The 20006-nt window shown below is 43.9% G+C and carries 12 protein-coding genes and 1 tRNA gene; 4 read left to right on the forward strand and 9 right to left on the reverse strand.

The window, feature by feature from the left end; genetic code table 11:
• Positions 1 to 418 precede the first annotated feature (418 nt).
• Positions 419 to 3016, reverse strand: coding sequence for a tetratricopeptide repeat protein (locus NC796_RS25110; RefSeq protein WP_310688575.1), 2598 nt, complete (start codon positions 3014 to 3016; stop codon positions 419 to 421).
• A 240-nt stretch (positions 3017 to 3256) separates the two neighbouring features.
• Positions 3257 to 4696: a pyruvate kinase gene (gene pyk / locus NC796_RS25115; protein WP_310688576.1), complete on the reverse strand. Its 1440-nt coding sequence runs from the start codon at positions 4694 to 4696 to the stop codon at positions 3257 to 3259.
• Positions 4697 to 4943: 247 nt separating this feature from the next.
• On the opposite strand from pyk, the gene NC796_RS25120 reads away from it, so the two are divergent.
• The 4 genes from NC796_RS25120 (at position 4944) to NC796_RS25135 (ending at position 12952) form a co-directional block, all read left to right on the forward strand.
• A complete protein-coding gene (locus NC796_RS25120) occupies positions 4944 to 6338 on the forward strand; it encodes a GWxTD domain-containing protein (protein ID WP_310688577.1) in 1395 nt (464 codons plus the stop codon).
• A 204-nt stretch (positions 6339 to 6542) separates the two neighbouring features.
• On the forward strand, positions 6543 to 7958 hold the full coding sequence (locus NC796_RS25125; RefSeq protein WP_310688578.1) for a GWxTD domain-containing protein: 1416 nt from the start codon (positions 6543 to 6545) through the stop codon (positions 7956 to 7958).
• Between the two features lie 343 nt (positions 7959 to 8301).
• Complete coding sequence (locus NC796_RS25130) at positions 8302 to 11460, forward strand: SusC/RagA family TonB-linked outer membrane protein (protein WP_310688579.1); 3159 nt, start codon at positions 8302 to 8304, stop codon at positions 11458 to 11460.
• A gap of 19 nt (positions 11461 to 11479) precedes the next feature.
• Entirely contained in the window at positions 11480 to 12952 is a 1473-nt protein-coding gene (locus tag NC796_RS25135) for a SusD/RagB family nutrient-binding outer membrane lipoprotein (protein ID WP_310688580.1), read from the forward strand.
• Between the two features lie 91 nt (positions 12953 to 13043).
• Here the strand turns inward: NC796_RS25135 and alr are convergent, their stop codons facing one another.
• The 7 genes from alr to NC796_RS25170 form a co-directional block, all read right to left on the reverse strand.
• Positions 13044 to 14234 carry an alanine racemase gene (alr, locus tag NC796_RS25140; RefSeq protein ID WP_310688581.1) on the reverse strand — a complete coding sequence of 397 codons (1191 nt, stop codon included), beginning with the start codon at positions 14232 to 14234 and terminating at the stop codon, positions 13044 to 13046.
• Complete coding sequence (locus NC796_RS25145) at positions 14227 to 15387, reverse strand: amidohydrolase (protein WP_310688582.1); 1161 nt, start codon at positions 15385 to 15387, stop codon at positions 14227 to 14229. The genes alr and NC796_RS25145 overlap by 8 nt, the downstream gene beginning before the upstream one ends.
• A gap of 221 nt (positions 15388 to 15608) precedes the next feature.
• Positions 15609 to 16211: a peptidoglycan DD-metalloendopeptidase family protein gene (locus NC796_RS25150; RefSeq protein ID WP_310688583.1), complete on the reverse strand. Its 603-nt coding sequence runs from the start codon at positions 16209 to 16211 to the stop codon at positions 15609 to 15611.
• The gene (locus tag NC796_RS25155; protein ID WP_310688584.1) at positions 16208 to 17278 is read right to left on the reverse strand and encodes an alanine/ornithine racemase family PLP-dependent enzyme; all 1071 of its coding nucleotides are present in this window, start codon (positions 17276 to 17278) and stop codon (positions 16208 to 16210) included. The genes NC796_RS25150 and NC796_RS25155 overlap by 4 nt, the downstream gene beginning before the upstream one ends.
• Position 17279: 1 nt before the next feature.
• Positions 17280 to 17720 carry a GNAT family N-acetyltransferase gene (locus NC796_RS25160; protein ID WP_310688585.1) on the reverse strand — a complete coding sequence of 147 codons (441 nt, stop codon included), beginning with the start codon at positions 17718 to 17720 and terminating at the stop codon, positions 17280 to 17282.
• Between the two features lie 5 nt (positions 17721 to 17725).
• On the reverse strand, positions 17726 to 19222 hold the full coding sequence (locus NC796_RS25165) for a sodium:solute symporter family protein (RefSeq protein WP_310688586.1): 1497 nt from the start codon (positions 19220 to 19222) through the stop codon (positions 17726 to 17728).
• Positions 19223 to 19633: 411 nt separating this feature from the next.
• Positions 19634 to 19706, reverse strand: a tRNA-Met gene (locus tag NC796_RS25170).
• Positions 19707 to 20006 lie beyond the last annotated feature (300 nt).

Below are 20006 nucleotides of genomic sequence, written 5' to 3' on the forward strand. Positions count from 1 at the left end.
CTCGGTCGAGTCCTACCTGATGAGTCATTGCTCACCTTTTCCTTCTCGCTCCCCGCCCGCAATCGAGCACCAGAAGGCGGTTTGAAGGCACTGGCTGACAGCGCCTCCGGTAGGCCAACTACCATCTTTGTAACAGCATATAAAAGAACAATTGCCTGAATCGGCATTGAGCCTTTACTTCAAGGCACACACGTCAGTTCGAGATAAAACCTGTCATTGCGAGGGATTAAGTGACCATCGGGAACAATCCCGCGGCAATCTCCCAGTGACTGAATAGAAAACAGACGGGGAGATCGCCACGTCGACCTCATCGTTGAGCCCAAAAGGGCAACAAAGCCTCCTCGCGATGACAGTTATTATTTTGAGTGATTTTTATGTAGACCTCAGGTTAATTAGTAAACCCACGCTATACTGAGTATCACTGCGAGATCGGAAACGAAATTGTGCACCGAACGCTGGGCGTGTTTTCATCCAGATCTAATGGTACAAAAGAAAGGGAGTCTTGGATCGCACTGGAAAAAGCTTCTTCAATCCCCAAATCCGTTTTCTCCGATACCAGTCCAAATTCTCCCACTTTGCCTTCCCTGGTAATCGTCATCTCGTATTCAACTGTACCTGAAAGATTTGCATTCTTGAGCTTTTCAGGAAATTTGACATTCTGAAGGAAACTGGACATTCCACCCTGTATCTCTGGTTCCACCTTCCGTTCACGGCAGGTTGGCAAACTTTGCAACTCGCTTTCATCCTTTTTCTCTACTTCCCGAGAAAGTTCGCCGACTTTTTCCGCCACTGGTTGACCCGTAAAATTTTCGATATGCTCCTTCAGTACCACTCGCACGCTATCCCAATAGGCTCCTTCATACTGCATTCGCACATTGGTGACCGAAGCGGTAGTGTCTGTTGAATCAACAGCCAGAGAATAGGTCACCACTGAATCCCTCATTATGTTGTCACGCTGTTTTGCCAATTGTATATACCGTTTTATTGATTCGAAATGTACCAATGGAGCGGCCTCGGCACCTTTATTAGCCAAGGCCAGGTTGCGCAACTCTTTTGCTATTTCAGCTGTTGAGGCAGTGGAAGACAAAATGGAATCGGCTTTACCTGGAAGCATCGCCGTAGAATCCGATTTTTCGGGAGGTGGAGTACCACCCCTTCTGATTCGCAACTGGCGGGTGTATCGAGAGTCAGGGTATTCATCCCGCAAACGATCTGCCCAACGGTTGGCTTGTTGCAACTCACCCTCCGAGGAATATAACTCATACAACGAGTATAAAGCTTTTGGAGCAAGATTGTGGTTTGGGTGCTCCTCCACGACCGACCGGAAGTAGTATGAGGCACTGTCGGGTTGTTGCAGGGTGAGTAAAAACAGGTTACCAAGTTCAAATTTAGCTGATCCCAGCTGATCCCGCGTTTCCGCTTTCTGTTCCTCTGTAAAAGGAATTTCACTGAGGTCTACCTCTACTTGTGCATACTCCGTTTCCTGTGACGATTCCCCCTGGGTCAGCTGCTCATCCTGCAGGCTGTCCTGTTCCTCCGAAGCACTCCTGGCTGCTTCTATCCGGCGCCAGTTGTCCACCAGTGGACGGTTGCCCCAGACTGCCTGAAACTGGTTCCTTGCCTCCGATACCAACCGTCCATTTTTGTGATTCAAAAATCCATATGCGTCCAATGAACGCGAATCATTGCGAGAGGGTTGTCTTGCATTCGCATTAGTAAGCACATTAGCGTCCCCCCTCCTGTTTTCCTGTTTCTGCTGCAGTTCTTGCAGTTTCCGTTGCCTGACTTCCGCGATAACTGAGTCAAACTGAGCCTGGGGTAGCGATGAGAGCCACATCAGGCTGTCGAGGTGGCTAATTTGGTTGCGAAGTTTACTGTATTCCCCATAAGCTTTCGCAAGGTTCTCGGTATTCAGCTCCTCCTGTAAGACACCATACTGCTGCGTACGATTTCGTAATGATGATGAGGAGTCGTAATAAGCGGCTGCCACTTGGTACTTGTTCAAATGGTTGGTGTAGATCTGACCAAGACGGTAGTAAATATCGGCTCTTGTTTCCTGCGATACCTGGTAGATATCACTGCGCAAAACCTGGTTATATATTTCCCGGGCTGTCTCAATATTACCCATTTGCTCCTGGGTCCTGCCGATTTCATAATAGATATTGGGAAGCCGTTCTATATTCTTGTCATCTTTTCTCATTTGTTCATAGATGGCGAACGCTTCCTCAAGATTCCCCATCTTGCGCAATGCTTCAGCCTGTTTATAATTGGCCCAGAAGAACAGCTCAAATCCGGGACGATTCCTTAGAACCCTGGCATAGGCATCAGCAGCGCGGCCAAACTGCTCACCAATCTCCAGGATCTGTCCATAAAGAAAAAACGAACGGGCCTTTAATGGACCCTTCGATAGTTTTGACAGTGCCTGTGCAAGCAATCCCTCTACCTGTTGCCACTGCTGAAGCTGCACATAGTGTTCGGCAAGCATTACCTCTGCTTCAGCATGCAATTCTGGATCCCACTCATCCGACAATTTTTGAAGCTCATCTTCCAGAAATACGATCCCCTGGTTGTAGAGTTCAAGATCCAAAAGGACACGCCCTTTCCATATTACCGCTCGCTGACGCATCTCTGGACTCTCCGCTACATTATATTGCTCCTCAAACTTCTGGAGGGCGGAGTAAAACTCCTGGCGGTAATAGTATGATTTCCCAATCAGCTCCAGCGTCTCGTCAATCCATTTTGAATCGGGAAATTTGCGAAGAATTTGGGCTCCTTTATCAATAGCATTTTGAAACTCCTGGCCACCGGTGCCCACCGGGGCCTTGTGCACCCGGATCAATTCATCGGCATGTAATTCTTCCGGCTGATCTTCCACCTGTTTAAGCCCGGCCTGGAAACTTTCTGAGGCATTATAGTAAGTGTTGTAGTATGCCCTGAAATCAGTCCAGGATCTTTTTAGTGTCCCCCCACACCCGACAAGGAAGAAAAGAAGTGCTATGTAAAATACATTTTTCAAGATATGTTCGGTTCCTCTGACTGAAAGTCACCACTGAACCTCTCAAAATAAATCAAATATCACAATTTGTTTAGCATATTTTATGGAATAAGTAGTCCAGTATTCCAGCATTGGATTCCAAACGCAGTGTAATGGTCATACCTTGTACCGTTTTCCATGCCGAGCTACCAGTTTAACAGAAAAAGCTGGGTAAAGTATAACCTCAACATTAGAATAATTTATGGAGGGCAAGAGGAAAAACTATTCAATAGAGCTGATCTTAATCATATTCGTACGTCCTCGTTTGGCGATCGGCATACCGGTGGCAACAATTACACGGTCTCCTTTACTTACCAGCCCGTGATTAATCAGGTATTTTTCCATAACGCGGACAGTGTGGTCGGTATCGGTATCAAATATTTTGTTGATGATAACCGGACGTACGCCCCATACAAGCGCTAGTTGTCGATGTATCTTTTCCGTTTCCGTGAAGGCTACAATCGTGACTTTGGGCCGGAATTTGGCAATACGACGGGCGGTGTTACCCGATTGTGTAATCGTAGCGATTGCCTTGGCCTCCACATTTTCCGACATGGAAATACAGGAATAGGCCAGCGACTCGATGATCTGTTTCTCTTTCCACTCCGGCTTCACGTATTCGAGACTATTATAGATGTGCGACACCTGTGATTCCACAGAGCGGCATATTTTGTCCATGGTTTTGAGTGATTCCACCGGGTATTCACCAGCGGCCGTTTCTCCCGAAAGCATTACCGCATCGGTGCCATCAAGCACGGCGTTGGCCACGTCGGAGCTCTCGGCCCGGGTAGCCCTGGGATTTTTCACCATCGATTCCAGCATCTGGGTAGCTGTAATCACCGGTTTCCCCGCCCGCCGGCATCGATCAATAATCCTTTTCTGGATCAGCGGCACGCGCTCACTTGGCAGCTCAATTCCGAGATCACCCCGTGCAACCATAATTCCATCGGCTTCTTCAATAATGGAATCGATCACATCAACCGCCTCCGGTTTTTCAATTTTGGCAATTATCCCAGCCTGGCTCTCTTTTGCACGTACCCTGGAGATCACTTCCTGGATATCGCCGGCAGACCGTACAAACGACATGGCGACAAAATCAACATCCTGGTCAACGGCAAACTCGAGGTCTTCGATATCCTTTTCTGTCAGCGAGGCCATGGAGATATCTACATCGGGCAAGTTCACTCCTTTTCGGGATTTTAACTTACCTCCAACCAGCACTTTTGCCACCAGGCTTTTTTCATTCTTCTTAACAACCTTCATCTCAAGCAGCCCGTCGTCCATCAAAATGGTATTGCCTTCCCTCGCATCTTCACTCAACTCTGCATAATCGATCGGGATGGTATCGGAAGTCCCAATGACCTCCTCAGATGTTAACGTCACATATTCACCGGTTTCAACTTCTTGTGCCCCATCCTTCATTTCCCCAACCCGGATCTTGGGTCCCTGGAGGTCAGCCAATACTGCAACACTGACATCGAGTTTATTAGAAATACGGCGTATATGTTCAAGCGTTTTCTTGTGGTCTTGATGCGTACCGTGTGAAAAATTTAGACGGGCTACGTTCATCCCGTTTCGTATTAACTGCTCAATAACTTCTTCAGAGTTTGAGCTGGGTCCCAGCGTACAAACAATTTTGGTCCTTCTTTCGCCTTGTAACATCAATATGGAGTAATTAAAAACTTACAATGAAATTTAAATCTTTTATACAACATCTTTCAGTTGTATTATACTTAATGTAGAGGTTCTGTTTATCAAAGTGAGTTAAGATACTGTTATGTGCATATGCTCAAAAGACCCCATAGATATGGAATCTAAAAGCGGAAACAAAATTAGCTTATCTTTTGAACCTTCAAAAAATTTTTTTAAGCGTTGTTCCCGCCTATCCGCACTGATACGTCTACTTTTGGTGAGCCTTATTACCTCCTCGTGCGCGCAAAGCATTACCGAAAATATTGAACGTGGAGCAGGTTATATGTACCGTGCCGGCTACCCGGAAGTGCGTATGTCTGCAATTGGCTTGTTTGATGAACAGAGCAATTCACACATTAATGTAACGGCAAATATTGTTTACGGGAGCCTGATTTACAAGGAGGTAAAACAAAAACAGACGGCATACATTGCCATTGAGACACGCATCGTTAAAACAAGTGGTGAAACAGAGGAAACCGTGCGCAGGGAAAGCTATAATCTGAGCGTCTCAGAAATTGAAAAAAATAATATTACAGCGAGCCAGGATGTATTCACATTTGATCATCGTTATGCTGTTGAACCGGGCGAATACAAAGTTTTTTTGACCGTGTTGGACCAGTCTTCAAACCGACATACCACCAGGCAATCTTCCACCATAATCCCAGAAGCGGATGACCAACGCCCTGTACTCACAAATATTCAGCTGTTGGCAAAGGATAACCAGAGTAACCATTCCAGCTATGAACCCATTACAACATATGACGTCCGCGGATCGGTGGATTCTCTGAAATTTGTATTCCAGGTTACCCAGCGTGGCCCTCGCAGTCCGATAACAATCAACAGTGAACTCGTCCGCTTTAAATCGGATACTTCATACGCCCGGCCCATGGCATTTCCAGAACCCTCTCCTTCCAATATTCAATACAAGGGGATAGAATACGATAAACGTGAGGTTATCCAGTCGAGCCGGAGAGTGCTTGACCAAACAGGAAGTGTAATGGTGGAGTTTATCTTTCCTGTTCAGGCGCGGGGAAATTACCGGTTTTCAGCCCGGATTAACAGTGATGATGAGGAAGATGAGATATTCAAAGCGCGTGATTTTAGTATTAAAAGCAAAAATTATCCTACAATCAAAACCCCTCACGAATTGGCCCGCCCCCTGGTTTATCTCATGGGTAAGAAGGACTACAAAAAGTTAATGAACATCAAAGATCCCGATTCACTCAAACAACAGATTGATATTTTTTGGTTAAAAAACATCGGTAACAAGTCGAGAGCGAAACAGGTAATATCACTGTATTATCAACGGGTGGAAGAGGCCAATAAACAGTTTTCAAATTTTAAAGAAGGCTGGAAAACGGATCCCGGCATGATCTACATTCTGTTTGGGCCGCCGTTGTATTACGATCAGTATATAGACCGGATGGCCTGGTTCTATTCCTACGATCGGGGTGATTTGCGGGAATCATTCTATTTCGACAAGCCTAAAATCCGGCACCCTTTCTATCCGTTCGACAACTTCATCCTGATGAGAGACTTTTATTATGACAGCGTAGAATATCAGCAGCAGCAAATTTGGCTTTCAGGTTTAATCTTAAATGGAACGCTTTGAGAAGAATTAGCCTTTGTAAATTGTGACGTTTAAAATTACTTATTTGCTGAAATTGTCAAGATTATCTATATATAAATACTGTATAAATCTGTTTATTTATCTCAGATAGAGGTTGTTAATTTAATTCCCAATTACCAACGCTTGTATAATTTTATGTTCACCATTTAGTTATCATAGAGCAAGCACTTTTAAAAAATGGGTCATATGATGCGCTCTATTCTTTCACTTCTTTTCCTGGCCTTCCTGTCACTGGGTTGCAGCCAATCTATGAATCCCGATATCGTGCGGGGGTCAACGTATCAATATCGCGGCGGATATCCTGAAGTCCGGCTCTCGGCCATAGGCTTGTTTAATGAGGATGACGAACCTCAAATCAACGTCGCGGCCGATATTGTATATGGTAGCCTGATCTATAAAGAGGTAAATAATATGCAGACCGCCAACATTGCTATAGAAGTGCAAATACTGGATCAGGAGAATACCGAAAACATCATAAGCACTGAGCGATATACAATGACGATTGAACGAGAGGACCCTAATATCGCTTACAGCCAGGAAGTATTAACATTTGAGAAAGAGATGCCGGTAAGTCCGGGAGATTATCAGATTAATCTAACGGTAGTTGATCAAAATTCCGGGAAACATACCACCCGCACTTCAAATACCTTTATTCCTAATCCAGATGAACAGATCTCTAACCTTACCAATATCCGGCTTCTTGGAAAAGAAGTAGGTGAACATGACGGTGCATGGTTGCCGATCACAACCTATGACGTGCAGGGGAAAATTGATTCCCTGAAATTTGTATTCCAGGTTACAAACAATAAAACTGACAACCCTCTTACGATAGATACGGAACTGATCAGGTTTGAATCTGATACGAGCGTGGCACGGCCTATGCACTATAATAACTACAGCCCTTCAAACATCTCATATAAAGGTATTGAATATGATGAGGAGGAAGTCATCCAGTCCAGCAGGCGGGTGTTAACACAAGCGGGCAGCGTGTTGGTTGAATTTTTCTTTCCACAGCAGGAGCGCGGCAACTACCGATTTGAAGTGACAACCAGTGAGCAGGAAGGAGAAAGTTTATTCAAAGCGCGAGATTTCAGCGTAAAAAGCACTAACTATCCGTCTATAAAGACTGCAGAAGAAATGCTAGGCCCCTTGCATTACCTGATGAGTGAGAAAGAATATGAAAGGATGACCGCTATCAACGATTCCGATTCCCTGAAGTCGGCCATCGACCGGTTTTGGCTCAAAAATATCCAAAACAAGAATAAAGCTCGTAATGTGATTGAGATGTTTTATTCACGGGTGGAGGAAGCTAACAAACAATTTTCAAATTTCAAGGAGGGTTGGAAAACCGATCCCGGTATGATCTACATCCTGTTTGGACCGCCTTGGTATGTGGAAACCCATCTCGATGTTATGACATGGTCGTATGCTTACGATCGCAGTGATCCTGAGTATAATTATACTTTCCAGAGATCTAAGCTTAAATCTAAATTTTATCCTTTCGACAACTATATTTTAAGACGGAATCAAGGATACTTTAATATGCAATATCAGCAAATACAACTCTGGTTATCAGGACAGATACTTACAAGGAGCATTTAGTTTTTCGGGAGATATCTTATTTATGCATGTCACATATTTATTATCATTTTTTTAAATAAATTAATGATATATTATTTTTTAATAAGGTGAAGATATAATTTTGACAAATCATTTTGAAACACTGTTTTATTTGTCAAAAAAAATGTCTTACTTATGTTTGTCAGCAGGCCAGAAAAAATGGCCATATTTAAATATTTACAAAAAGTATAATAGTAGATTCGTGGGTTATCTAAATAACACATCTCTTATACTTATATCTCTATTCCAGAGAAATAGGTTGTCTATGCAATAATCTGCGTCCTGCCATTATACTATCAAAACTAGAATAAAAACGAGGTTATCTATGCTTAGAAAGTTACTTTTCCTAGTAATCTGTTTCTTTACCTTCTCTGCTTCGGGCATCGCCCAAGTAACACTGGAAGGTACTGTCACAGATGCGCAATCAGGCGAAGCTATGCCTGGTGTTAATGTACTGATTCAAGAATTGCAAAGAGGAACCGCAACCAATGCAAATGGAGAATTCTCGATATCTGGTGTTGAGAGCGGAACGTATACGCTAGTAGCCACTTTTATTGGTTATCAGCGATATACAACCCAGATCCAAGTCGGCAGTGAAGACATCACGCAGAACATCAGCCTTCAACCAGACGTGATGGGACTTGAAGAAGTTGTTGTTACCGCTTTAGGTATTGAACGTGAGACCAGAGCTATTGGTTACTCCGTACAAGAAGTAGATGGAGAAGCGGTTGCAAGATCTCAGGAATCAAACTTGGTTAACGCCCTTGCAGGCAAAGTAGCTGGAGTCCAAATTAACAGCTCCAGCGGGCAGCCAGGATCTTCCTCGAGGATTACTATTCGCGGTAATTCTTCAATGTTGGGTAATAACCAACCCCTTTTTATTGTTGATGGAATACCTATAAGTAATGAATCAGATGACAATCCCGCTGGAGCCTCGGTTTTCACGGGAGGCACATCTAATCGTGCACTTGATATCGATCCCAGCATAATAGAGGATGTTAGTGTCTTAAAAGGTGCAAGTGCTACTGCTCTATATGGTTCGCGTGCAGCTAATGGTGTAGTTATTATAACAACTAAAAGTGGAGAACAAGGTTTGGCTCCACGCATTACTTTTAACTCATCAGTAGGATGGGATAAAGCAATAGTAGATGGATTTAATGATGAATATTTAGGAGGAGCAGATGGGCTTTATGCAAATGGTCTACCGCCAGGCATGGGAGGTTATGCTGAACCTGGTTATTCCGAAACAGGAAATACATTTACCATTTCTAGCTGGGGACCACACAAAGACTCGGTAAGCACACAAGTATTAGATGACTTGGGTGTTGATCAAATCCCTACCTATAATCCTAGAGAACAGTTTTACGAAACAGGTATACAGACTAATAATTCCATTAGTATTTCAGGTGGAACCAGTGGGAGTAGTTACTTTTTCTCTGCCAATAATACTGACCAAAGCGGTATTGTTCCCGGGGCCGAGCTTCAACGTACAAGCTTGATAGGAAAATTCAGTTCCGAGCTTAGTGACAAATTAAATGTTCAAACCTCAATCAATTATATAAAAACTGAGAATTCTTGGTTGAGTGAGGGAAATGGTACTCAGAACTTCCTGTTTGGCCTCAATTTTACTCCTATCAGCTATAATCTTTCTCCCTCTGAGTTCGAAGATGGAACACAAAGGATGCACCACCCAGCTCTAAATAATCCTTTTTGGTTAGCAGATAATAATGGGTTTAATAGTGATTTAGACCGATATATAGCAACTACATCAGTATCATATGATATATTACCATGGTTAACAATTTCGGAAAAAATAGGAATTGATAACTACACAGATACAAGAAAAGGCAAGACCAATGTGAATACACGTGGGTCTACGTCAAGTATGTATGACCAAAAAATTACACGTACTCAAGTTAATTCTGATTTAACAATTACTGCAAATCGAGATTTAACTGAAGATATATCAGTAGATTTGTTGGTTGGTAATAACATAAACTCACGTTATTACAACTATGATTATCTTGAGGGTACTAATCTAAATATTCCCAATTTCTTTCATATCTCTAATGCAAACGTGGTAACAGGTGATGAAGTCGTTGAACGAACTCGTTTGTATAGTGCTTATGGACAAGCAACAATAAGCTATAGAGAAGATATATATTTAACTTTAACAGGTCGAAATGATTGGTCTTCTACTCTACCGGATGATAACAACTCTTACTTTTATCCGTCTGCAAGTCTAGGGTTTGTATTTTCAGACGCTTTTGATCTATTCGAGGACACGTTTTTATCATTTGGTAAACTGCGAGCTTCGGCGTCTCAAATTGGTAATGATGCACCAGTTTATTCTCTTTCCACAAACTTCGTCCAAGCAGCCCCTGGAGACGGAGTTCGGGGAGATATCAACTATCCATTTAACGGTGTAAATGGGTACCAGTTGCAAGAGGATCTTGGCAACCCAGAACTTAAACCTGAAATTACCACAGAGTATGAAATTGGTACAGATCTGCGATTTTTTGAAAGTCGGGTAAGGTTTGATTTTTCCTACTACGATCGAACAACGAAAAATCAAATTTTTGAGGTACCAGTTTCAAATGCTTCTGGCTTTGACAGCCGTCTAAGTAACGCAGGAGAAATCAGGAATTATGGAGTTGAATTTGCACTTGGCTTAACTCCCGTCCAGTCTAGTACCTTCCAGTGGGATCTTAACGTCAACTTTGCTAAAAATACAACTGATGTCGTACAATTGGCCCCTGGAGTTGAAAATATTTTCCTGGGAGGTTTTACTAGTCCTCAAATTCGTATCGAGCCCGACAAGAATGGGTACGGAGTAATATGGAGTAATAGATACGAACGGTTTGAAGAGGGCGAAATGGAAGGGGTTCCCGCCGGTGCCCTGAAAATAAATGATGAAGGCTTGCCTATTCAGGCGGGGGGTGACGGAGCGATTGGAAATGTTCAACCTGACTGGACCGGTAACCTTCGTTCAACTTTTAGCTATAAGGGAATTCAGCTCTCGGCCGTACTTGACCGACGTCATGGTGGCGATATTATGAATATGGATCTTTTTTACACCACATTTTACGGGACAGCTGAAATAACTGAAAAACGGGGATCAACTTATACTTACGATGGGTACAATGTAAATAGCGGTGAACGCAATGATGTAGAAATTACAAGAGATGAAGATTACTGGAGAAATTTCTACAGTTCCACTTTTGAAAACTTTGTTGAAGATGGAAGCTTTTGGAAGCTGCGGGAGCTTAGCTTGGCTTATACTCTGCCACAGTCTGTAGTATCTAATATCCCAATTCAGTCACTGACAATTAAGGGAACAGGGCGTAACCTTTGGATCCAATCTGACTTTTCCTATAGAGATCCTGAAGGTAGCTTATTAGGCAGTGGGAATGCACAGGGGTTCTATCACATGGTTACCCCCGGTACCAGAAGCTATTCTGTAAGCTTACAAGTTACATTCTAAAAAATTAAACATATCTATTATGAATTTTTTTAAACTTATATCCAGCACTTTACTGGTTGCAGCCATAGTATTGGTAGGTGCATGCGAAAATTTTCTGGATGTTAATGAGGATCCGACCAGTCCAACCCAGGTTCCTCCTAACCTTCAGCTCTCTTCCCTGCTTGGGAATTTCAGTTACGAAATAGTGGGGAATGAGCCAGCAAGAGTTACCACCTTATGGATCCAACAAACAGCTTATAATGGAGTCCCACCGTCCGATGATAATTATGACTATACATCAACAGGTCCGGATAACATGTGGGGGGCATCGTACATAGATGTATTGAATAATGCTAAAGAACTCAATACACAAGCAACTGAACAAGAGAGTTATGCTTATTCTGGCATAGCAAAGCTGGTAATGGCATGGAACTATTCTATCCTTACCGACTTGTTCAATGACATTCCTCGTACTGAAGCTCTTGATCCCTTAAATGGAACTCCGGTATATGACTCCCAGCAAGAGGTCTATACCGCTATTCTTGATCTTATTGACCAGGCAATAGAAGACTTCGGCAGAGAAAGCGTTAATACCCCCACCTCAGATGATCTACTCTATGGTGGAGATATGGAAAAATGGGAAAAGTTGGCATATACCTTAAAAGCTCGTATTTATATCCACTTGACGGAAGCGCCTGATTTTTCAGCAAGTGAACAAGCCAATTTAGCTCTGGATGCATTATCAAATGGATTTACAGGTAACTCAGATGATGCGGATTTCCAATATTTTAATGTTACTGGAGAGGAAAATCCATGGTATCAATTTGCCATTGATGGAAAATGGGATACACGCAATCAACTAAGTGATAATTATGTTTCACTCCTCGAATCCTTAAATGATCCTCGTCTGCAAATCCAAGCGCGTCCGGCTGGTGCGGTAGATCAAAATGGATTAGTGGATGGTTTTAGTGACGATACACCAGAGTATATAGGACATGTAAATGGGGAAGACGGCATAGGTGCTGAAAATGTATCTTCCATTGGGAGCTTCTACAGTGCAGCTAATGCTCCTTTAAACTGGTTAAGTTATGCCGAGGCCAAGTTTATTGAAGCTGAGGCTACCTTTATAACTAGTGGAGCCACCGCCGCTCAGTCCATTTATGAAGATGCTATCCGAGCTTCGATGAATAAGCTAGGGGTTGAAGAAAGTGATGCTGATACTTATATCGCATCTCTACCTGGGCTTACTAGTTCTAATGCCTTGGAGGAGATCATTACTCAGAAATATATTGCAAACTTCTTAAGTTATGAGGCTTATAATGACTGGAGAAGAACGGGCTATCCTGAAGTTACCCCAATTACAAATGATCCATTTACCCCAAATGGTAATATTCCGCTTCGGTTTCCTTATCCTCAATCTGAGTATAATAATAATCAAAGTAATGTAGAAACTACCGGTGTGCCAAACAACTACCAAGCTCTTGAGCAAACTGTTTGGTGGGACGCAAACTAATCTATTATTAATTAAGTCATAAAAGCTGCTGGAACTTAATCCAGCAGCTTTTTTATTGTATTATCTTAGCATTTCAACAAACTGAGTTAATTTACTCCACAACTGTACGCGGCAGGTTGGCAGGCAACCGAACCAGCACTTCATAGTTCATATTATTAAGCATTTCACTAAATGAAGCCAAGGTCATCTCCTGATCCTGCTGATACCCGATAATAACTACCTCATCTCCTTTCTGAACATTATCAATATCGGTAACATCAATTGTCAACAAGTTCATATTCACCAACCCTGCCACCGGTGCTCGCTCACCATTAATTAATACGATGCCTACGTTCGTTAAGTTGCGGCCAAATCCGTGGGAATAGCCAATGGGTACAGTAGCAATAGTTTGATCCCGGCTGGTAAGATACACATTGCCATATCCTATAAACTCACCAGCTTCCACATGCTTAATACTCATTACCCTGCTCTTCCAGCTCAGTACACGATCTAATGGGTCTTCAAAGGGTTTAGCACTGTCAGTATGGTTCTTTTTAATGAAATTCATGTATGTCTCCCTGTTGGGCCAGAATCCATATTGCGAAATGCCCACCCGCACCAGATCCATCCGGGTCTCCGGGTAATTCAGAACAGCAGCAGAACAAGCGGAATGCCGGTACTTTCCCTCGATTCCCTTCTGTTTCAACCAAGCGCACAGCTCGTTAAAGCGTTCTATCTGCTCGGTTACGCGCACATGATTACTAACACTTTCGGCACCTGCATAGTGGGTACAGAGCCCCTCAATAATCAAGTGGGCAGATTCAGCATGAAGCGTATCGATAACTTCCGGCAGTTTGTGCTTTTCAAGTCCCAGTCGATTCATACCTGTTTCCAGGTGAAGATGAATTCGTGCTGGTTTGCCTAGTTTTTTAGCTGCATTTACCGCCGCCTTCAACCGGTTTCGTTCAAATACAAAAAAGGAAATATCCCGCTCTATGGCCCATTCAATAGCATCATTATTGATCATACCCATAATCATGATATGGCAATTGCCGGTGGCTGCTTTGTAAGCCTGTGCCGCCTCATCAGCACTGAAAACAGCAAAATAGTTGATTCCACAATCTTCAGCCATCGGCACAAATTGATTTATGCCATGGCCATAAGCATTTCCCTTTATAACAGAACAAAAGGTAACATCGGGACCGATCAGATCTTTGAAAAAAGAGACATTCTTTTGAAATGCTGTTTTACTGAGCTCCAGGTATGAAGGGGCAAGTTCGTCAGACATAGTTCGCTTATCCATTAATGCCGTTAATCTGTTTAATAATGTCTATAAAAATACTGATCCCGGTTCGAATCAGATCATCTGGAAAGTCATAGCGCGTTGAGTGCAGCGGAACATGCTTTTCACCCGCGCCCAGACCAAATATGGCTCCTTTGTAGCGAGAAGTAAATCGACCAAAATCTTCCGACCAGGGAAATGGTGACTCTTTCCAGTGAATATCCAGATCGTTGGCAGAGGCCGCCTGTTCAATCAATTTGTTACACTCAGTATCACTTTGCGTCGCTTCAAATAGCTCCGTCCAGCTTGTTTCAAATTTCAGGTCATGCGTTTGCGCTACATTTTCGACCAACTGTTCAGCTTTTTGGCACAATTCCTCCATCAGTTCATTTTGGTGTGTACGGATTGTGGCCCGAAATTCAGCATAACCCGGGGAGGTCCCAAAGGCGATCTCTCCCAACCGCGATTGAATGACCGTCACTTTTGCTGCATCGTCAAGGGGCGCAAAATATTGGGGAAAAGCAGAAAAATTCTGTATCAGCGATGCGAGGGCCAGGGCCGGACTCCGTCCATTTTCGGGATGTGCGGCATGCGATGTTTCCCCCTTCAGCTTTACCTCAAAACCTCTTGATGCCGAAGCGAACACCCCATCCCTAAGCACTACCTGGTGCAGGGGATATCCAGGCAGATTGTGCAGCGCAAAAATGTAATCCGGGTCTATACCTTCAAGCTTTTCATCATCCAGAATACGTTCAGCCCCCTGCCCGGTTTCTTCCGAGGGTTGAAACAACAGGTGTACTCTACCTTTTTGTGGACGAGAGTCACCCAACAAATCTGCTATACCGGCCACAATCGCCATATGGCCATCGTGCCCGCATTTGTGAGCTACCCCATCCGTAAGGGAGCGATATTCGAAGTCATTTTCCTCAGGTATGGGCAGGGCGTCCAGCTCGCATCGTATCATAATCTCCGGGCCTTCATTTTCACCCTCAAAAGTTGCAATAAGCCCGGTCTCCCCCAATCCTTCGATAATCCGATCCGGGGCACACTCCCTGAGTATCTCTGTTATTTTTTCCGCTGTTTCAATCTCTTTACCAGAAAGTTCCGCCAATTGATGCAACTGATGCCGCAAACCGACAATTTTTTCAAGAGTCTTATCAGTTAATAATGCCATATTCTGTAGTTCTAAATTTCAGAGAATGAGACAGATTCAGATACTTCTATATAATCTATAGCAGCCGGTAGTTCAGCTACTAAATGCCAAACATCGCATTTTCGATACTGAATGTTTGATAGGATTTCTGCCGCAGATTTGAATAAACCATGACAGGTAGCATAGGGGGCCCGAACTCAGCCGGTTACCGTAAAACGATAAGGCCACCTAAAGATTTTGACCTAGTAAAGGTTCCCTACAATCAAACGCGGATCAAGGTATTTTTCAAGTGCCAACTGGAGATTTTCTTCCGAAACCACACCCGGCATATCGGCTTCACCGGGATCTTCCAGCGAGAGTTGGAAATGAAGATGAGGTTCCCAGCCCCCATTTACCTGTTTACTTCCCACGTGACCAAGCAGTTCGCCGGCTTCAAATTGTTGTCCATCGGTTATGCCTTCCAGTGACGAACGACTGAGATGTCCATACAATGCAAAAAGAGTTGTCCCTTCAAGGAAGTGCTTCGTGACAATTGTAGGCCCATAATCTGCTTTACGGTCATTATCCCGGAAGTACGCAATTTCACCTTCGTAAAAAGCATAAACAGGCTCCCCAACCGGCGTCCAAAAATCAATCCCCATATGGATGTCCCTGCCGTTTTTATATTGTGGGCCCACATACATTCCCGGACGTTTTTCGTTGAACCGACCTATCCCCCAGGGCTTTTTCCGCTTTGGAGCAGGTTTGTATCCCCCCGTAAAATCAAAGATGTGCCACTCGCCATTGTACTTGACTACAGGACAAAAATTAAACTTATCAAAATCAATTGGCAGGTGATTGCTCATTCAACAATTTTGTCGATATAGTCGGAGTTCATGATGCCCAGCGCGCCCATATATTTTAGCCTGAACCGGATAAAATCCCCAACCTCATAGTCATTGCTGTTGTCGCCCACATCCAGCACCAGCATGTCTGAGCTGGCATCGGCTACTTTGATGTCATCATGCACATTGATAAGATGCTCGGGGTCGATGTCGAGGTACCCGATATCCAGGATGGCGCGATAGGATGTCTCCCCATAGTCCTCTTCATCAATATCGTATTTTTGCCCTTGGGGATTGACCCCAAGCTCTCCACTTGGCACTTTGGGCTTTTCAGAAATTTCAATGATCTGGGTATATAGCTCAAAAACGCCTTCATGCATGCCTGAAATAGTCCCGCCGGTAAACAGATTTTTACCAAAGAAAAGGGCCTCCCCGACCCGAAAATGGTTCACACCCTTCGGCAGGCGATTTTTGAGGACCAGCGGGATTGTAACCGTTGTTCCCCCGGATACCAGAGGTATATCTACATCAAAACGTAACTCGAGAATCTGCTTATACAACGACAGCTGGATCAGTTTGTCTTCATCAGGCATTACCCCGTGCATGCAATTCAAGTTCGTACCCAACCCGATTACCTCCACATTGGGAAGCTTGAATATCTTTTCATAAAAGTCGATGAGGTCTTCGCGCACCACCCCTTCCCGCAGATCCCCCATCTCAATCATCACAATAACTTTATGAATCTTGTCTTGTCTTTCTGCCTCCTCAGAGAGAGCATGCAGGGTAGAAAGTTCGGTATTCAGGCTGACGTCAGCATACCTTACTACTGATTCAATAATATCTTTTGGCGGAGGCTTGATGTAGATCGTCAGGGTTTCGGGATCGATGTTCTTGATCTTCTCAAGATTACTGATACGGGAATCATGCATCTCCTTGACACCCAGATCTGCCACCTCTTTCAGGTAAGGCTCATGCCCACACAATAGCTTGGTTGTGATGCCCCACTTGATACCATTCTTTTTGAACAGTTTATCCAGGTAATTATAGTTATCGCGCAGTTTGTCGCGATACAGCTTAAGATAAGCCATGCTATTTTTTCAACCTCATTTCGAGATATTTATTGGTAAATCCGTACTTTTTGTACAGATGCACCGCGGGATTATGTTCCTCAACGTGTAAAGCGATGTCTCCGTCAACTGCTTCAATTATTCGTTCCATCAATTGAGAGCCTAAACCTTCTCCTCGATTCTCTCGGTGAACGGCAATATAGACCAGAATATTCTCCGGAATATAGCCTTGCATATTGGTATTGTTGATTATTACGGCCCCGGCGATATGCCCCTTCTCGTGAGCAATCAGGATTAAGCCATCCTGCCCTTCATTATCACCATAGGCATAACCAATACAGTTTAAAATATGCTGTTTTTCATCTCCAAATTCATCCAGATGTTTATATAAAAAATCAGCAATATCTTCTCTGCTGAAATTTGTAGGATTCTCCGAATCGGAATAACTTATATCAAAATTCATTTCTGTTACTTAGAGTTCACGAGTTCTTCCGTTACCTCAATGTCTTCTTTGTCTAATACAGGTTCTCGCTCTTTTTGATCCGGGAATGCCATTGAAAGTGCGATAAAAGCAATAGCCGAGGCACTTATTCCGAATACATTGGCATCTAATCCAGCCGGTAACTGCTCCAAGAACACCTCAAGAGAAACCGTGGTTCCACCACCCAGCAGCATGGCTGCTATCGCCCCGAAACTACTGCTTTTGTCCCAATAGAGAGCACCTATGGTGGGGACAAACAATCCCGACACCATAAAGGCGTATGAATACAACATCATATCAAGAACGCTGGTCATGCTTGTGGCAATGAGCAGTGCCGCCGATCCAATAATGAGCGTCGTTACCTGAGAAAATCGTAAAAATTTATCACTTTCATGATCAACATCTGTAAAATACCCGATAATATCTGATACTACATTCCCGGAAGCTGCCATTAGACAACTATCTGCCGTAGAAAGAATGGCTGAGAAGTAGGCAGACATCATGATTCCCATCAGTCCCACCGGCAGTACTGTTCGCAGCAACATGGGCAGACCAGTTTCGGGGTCTGTCTCTGAAATGTTTGCCGCTCCGAGGTAGTCGAACATCCCCTGTGCGGCCGCAACCTTGGCAAAAAGCCCCAGAAAGACGCCCATAAATGCCATCACAGGCCACTCAAAGAGCCCAGCCATATACCAGGCTCTTTTAGCTGTCTTTTCATCGTTACAGGCGTATATTCGCTGATAGAGTGTCATCCCCACAAACCAGATCGGGATGATCGTCACGCCCCAGTAAACAACTTTCTGCCATGTTAAATTAGACATGGAAAGCAGGCTCGGGTCGACGGAACTCTGTATCGCCTCCCATCCGCCAATGGCAGTGTAAGAGACCGGAAGCCCTATAAATATTAATCCGATCATCAATATGGCCCACTGGATGGTATCGGTATAGATTACGGCTTTGAGCCCTCCCATCACGGTATACAATACTGCTACAGAACCCATAATGATGAGGGCTGTTTGCAGGTCCAGGTTGGCAAATGTACCGTTAGCCAGTTTCGCCCCGGCTAGGATCTGTGAGCTGGTAAACCCGGCATACCCCACGGCCGAAATGACCCCTGCAACAAGGGCCACATGAGGATTAAAGTAATATTTGAATATTTCCGGAAAGGTATACGCTTTATCGAAAACCTTATTCCCTTTCACTTTGGGAATCAATAATACGGCAGCCATCCAGGCCCCGAGCAGACCGGTAAAGAGCATCCAGGATCCGGAAACCCCCATCACAAATCCAAGCCCACCCAAGCCAATCGAAAAGCCGCCGCCCACATCAGTGGCAACTACGGATAAACCCACATGCAGGCTACTCATCTTTCTGCCGCCTACATAATAGTCGTCGGCACCCTTATTGTGCTTGAAAAAGAAGAGTCCAAATCCGAGGAGAGCGATCATGTAGAGAATAAAAATCGTCAGGTCGATCCAATGCATAAGACAGGCGTTATTATAGATCGCTGATGAAAGAGGAGTCAAAAATACTCATGCAAGACACATTCGTTGGTTTTACCAACAACATCATAAATGACGATATGGAAAATTCGTGTTCAGGATTCCACTTACAATCCAAAGATACTTTCTGCTACCTATTTATGTTAGATTGTTTCCGTCACTCATTGGTATCCAAACGTGCTGGTCAGGAAAATTATTCTGATTTACCAGCCGGCGGAAATACTTGAGAAGCGCTTGGAATCTGTTTAACAACTTCAAATCCGCCATCTTACAAAGAACTTAGTGGCGGGGCAGGATTCGAACCTGCGTCCGCCAGCCGGCGGATATAAGCCCGTTGAGCTACCAGCAATAAAATTCATTCCGCCTTTTACCAGACTTATCAAAACTTAATAGTGGCGGGGGCAGGATTCGAACCTGCGACCTTCGGGTTATGAGCCCGATGAGCTACCAGCTGCTCTACCCCGCGATGAAGTGACTAAATATACAGGTATTAAATGAGGGATGTCAAAAAATAACTTATGAAATCGGGATGGACTCTTTCTCCTACCAAAGACGTTCTTCCATAAGCTCGCCACCTACAACTTTCTTGTGGATTTTCGTATCGTTTTCAGGCGTTTCGGGGTGCTTTTAAATTTGATGGGGGCCTTTGCAGAACCCCTTGTTTTGGGGATTTTTCCCAAAACCGATAGGTTTAATCGAACATCGCCAATTTTTAACTCAAATGGAATCTTTTTATGTCGGATAAGCGCCATCAGCTCAGTATTTT

Origin of the sequence: Aliifodinibius sp. S!AR15-10 (assembly GCF_031569985.1) — a bacterium.
GTDB lineage: Bacteria > Bacteroidota > Rhodothermia > Balneolales > Balneolaceae > JAMQKA01.

What these genes read in the sequence shown, in the direction of transcription:
- pyk (WP_310688576.1), bottom strand. Translation starts at nt 4,696, where the DNA reads ATGTTACAAGGCGAAAGAAGGACCAAAATTGTTTGTACGCTGGGACCC.
- NC796_RS25125 (WP_310688578.1), top strand. Translation starts at nt 6,543, where the DNA reads ATGATGCGCTCTATTCTTTCACTTCTTTTCCTGGCCTTCCTGTCACTG.
- NC796_RS25130 (WP_310688579.1), top strand. Translation starts at nt 8,302, where the DNA reads ATGCTTAGAAAGTTACTTTTCCTAGTAATCTGTTTCTTTACCTTCTCT.
- NC796_RS25135 (WP_310688580.1), top strand. Translation starts at nt 11,480, where the DNA reads ATGAATTTTTTTAAACTTATATCCAGCACTTTACTGGTTGCAGCCATA.
- alr (WP_310688581.1), bottom strand. Translation starts at nt 14,234, where the DNA reads ATGGATAAGCGAACTATGTCTGACGAACTTGCCCCTTCATACCTGGAG.
- NC796_RS25145 (WP_310688582.1), bottom strand. Translation starts at nt 15,387, where the DNA reads ATGGCATTATTAACTGATAAGACTCTTGAAAAAATTGTCGGTTTGCGG.
- NC796_RS25150 (WP_310688583.1), bottom strand. Translation starts at nt 16,211, where the DNA reads ATGAGCAATCACCTGCCAATTGATTTTGATAAGTTTAATTTTTGTCCT.
- NC796_RS25155 (WP_310688584.1), bottom strand. Translation starts at nt 17,278, where the DNA reads ATGGCTTATCTTAAGCTGTATCGCGACAAACTGCGCGATAACTATAAT.
- NC796_RS25160 (WP_310688585.1), bottom strand. Translation starts at nt 17,720, where the DNA reads ATGAATTTTGATATAAGTTATTCCGATTCGGAGAATCCTACAAATTTC.
- NC796_RS25165 (WP_310688586.1), bottom strand. Translation starts at nt 19,222, where the DNA reads ATGCATTGGATCGACCTGACGATTTTTATTCTCTACATGATCGCTCTC.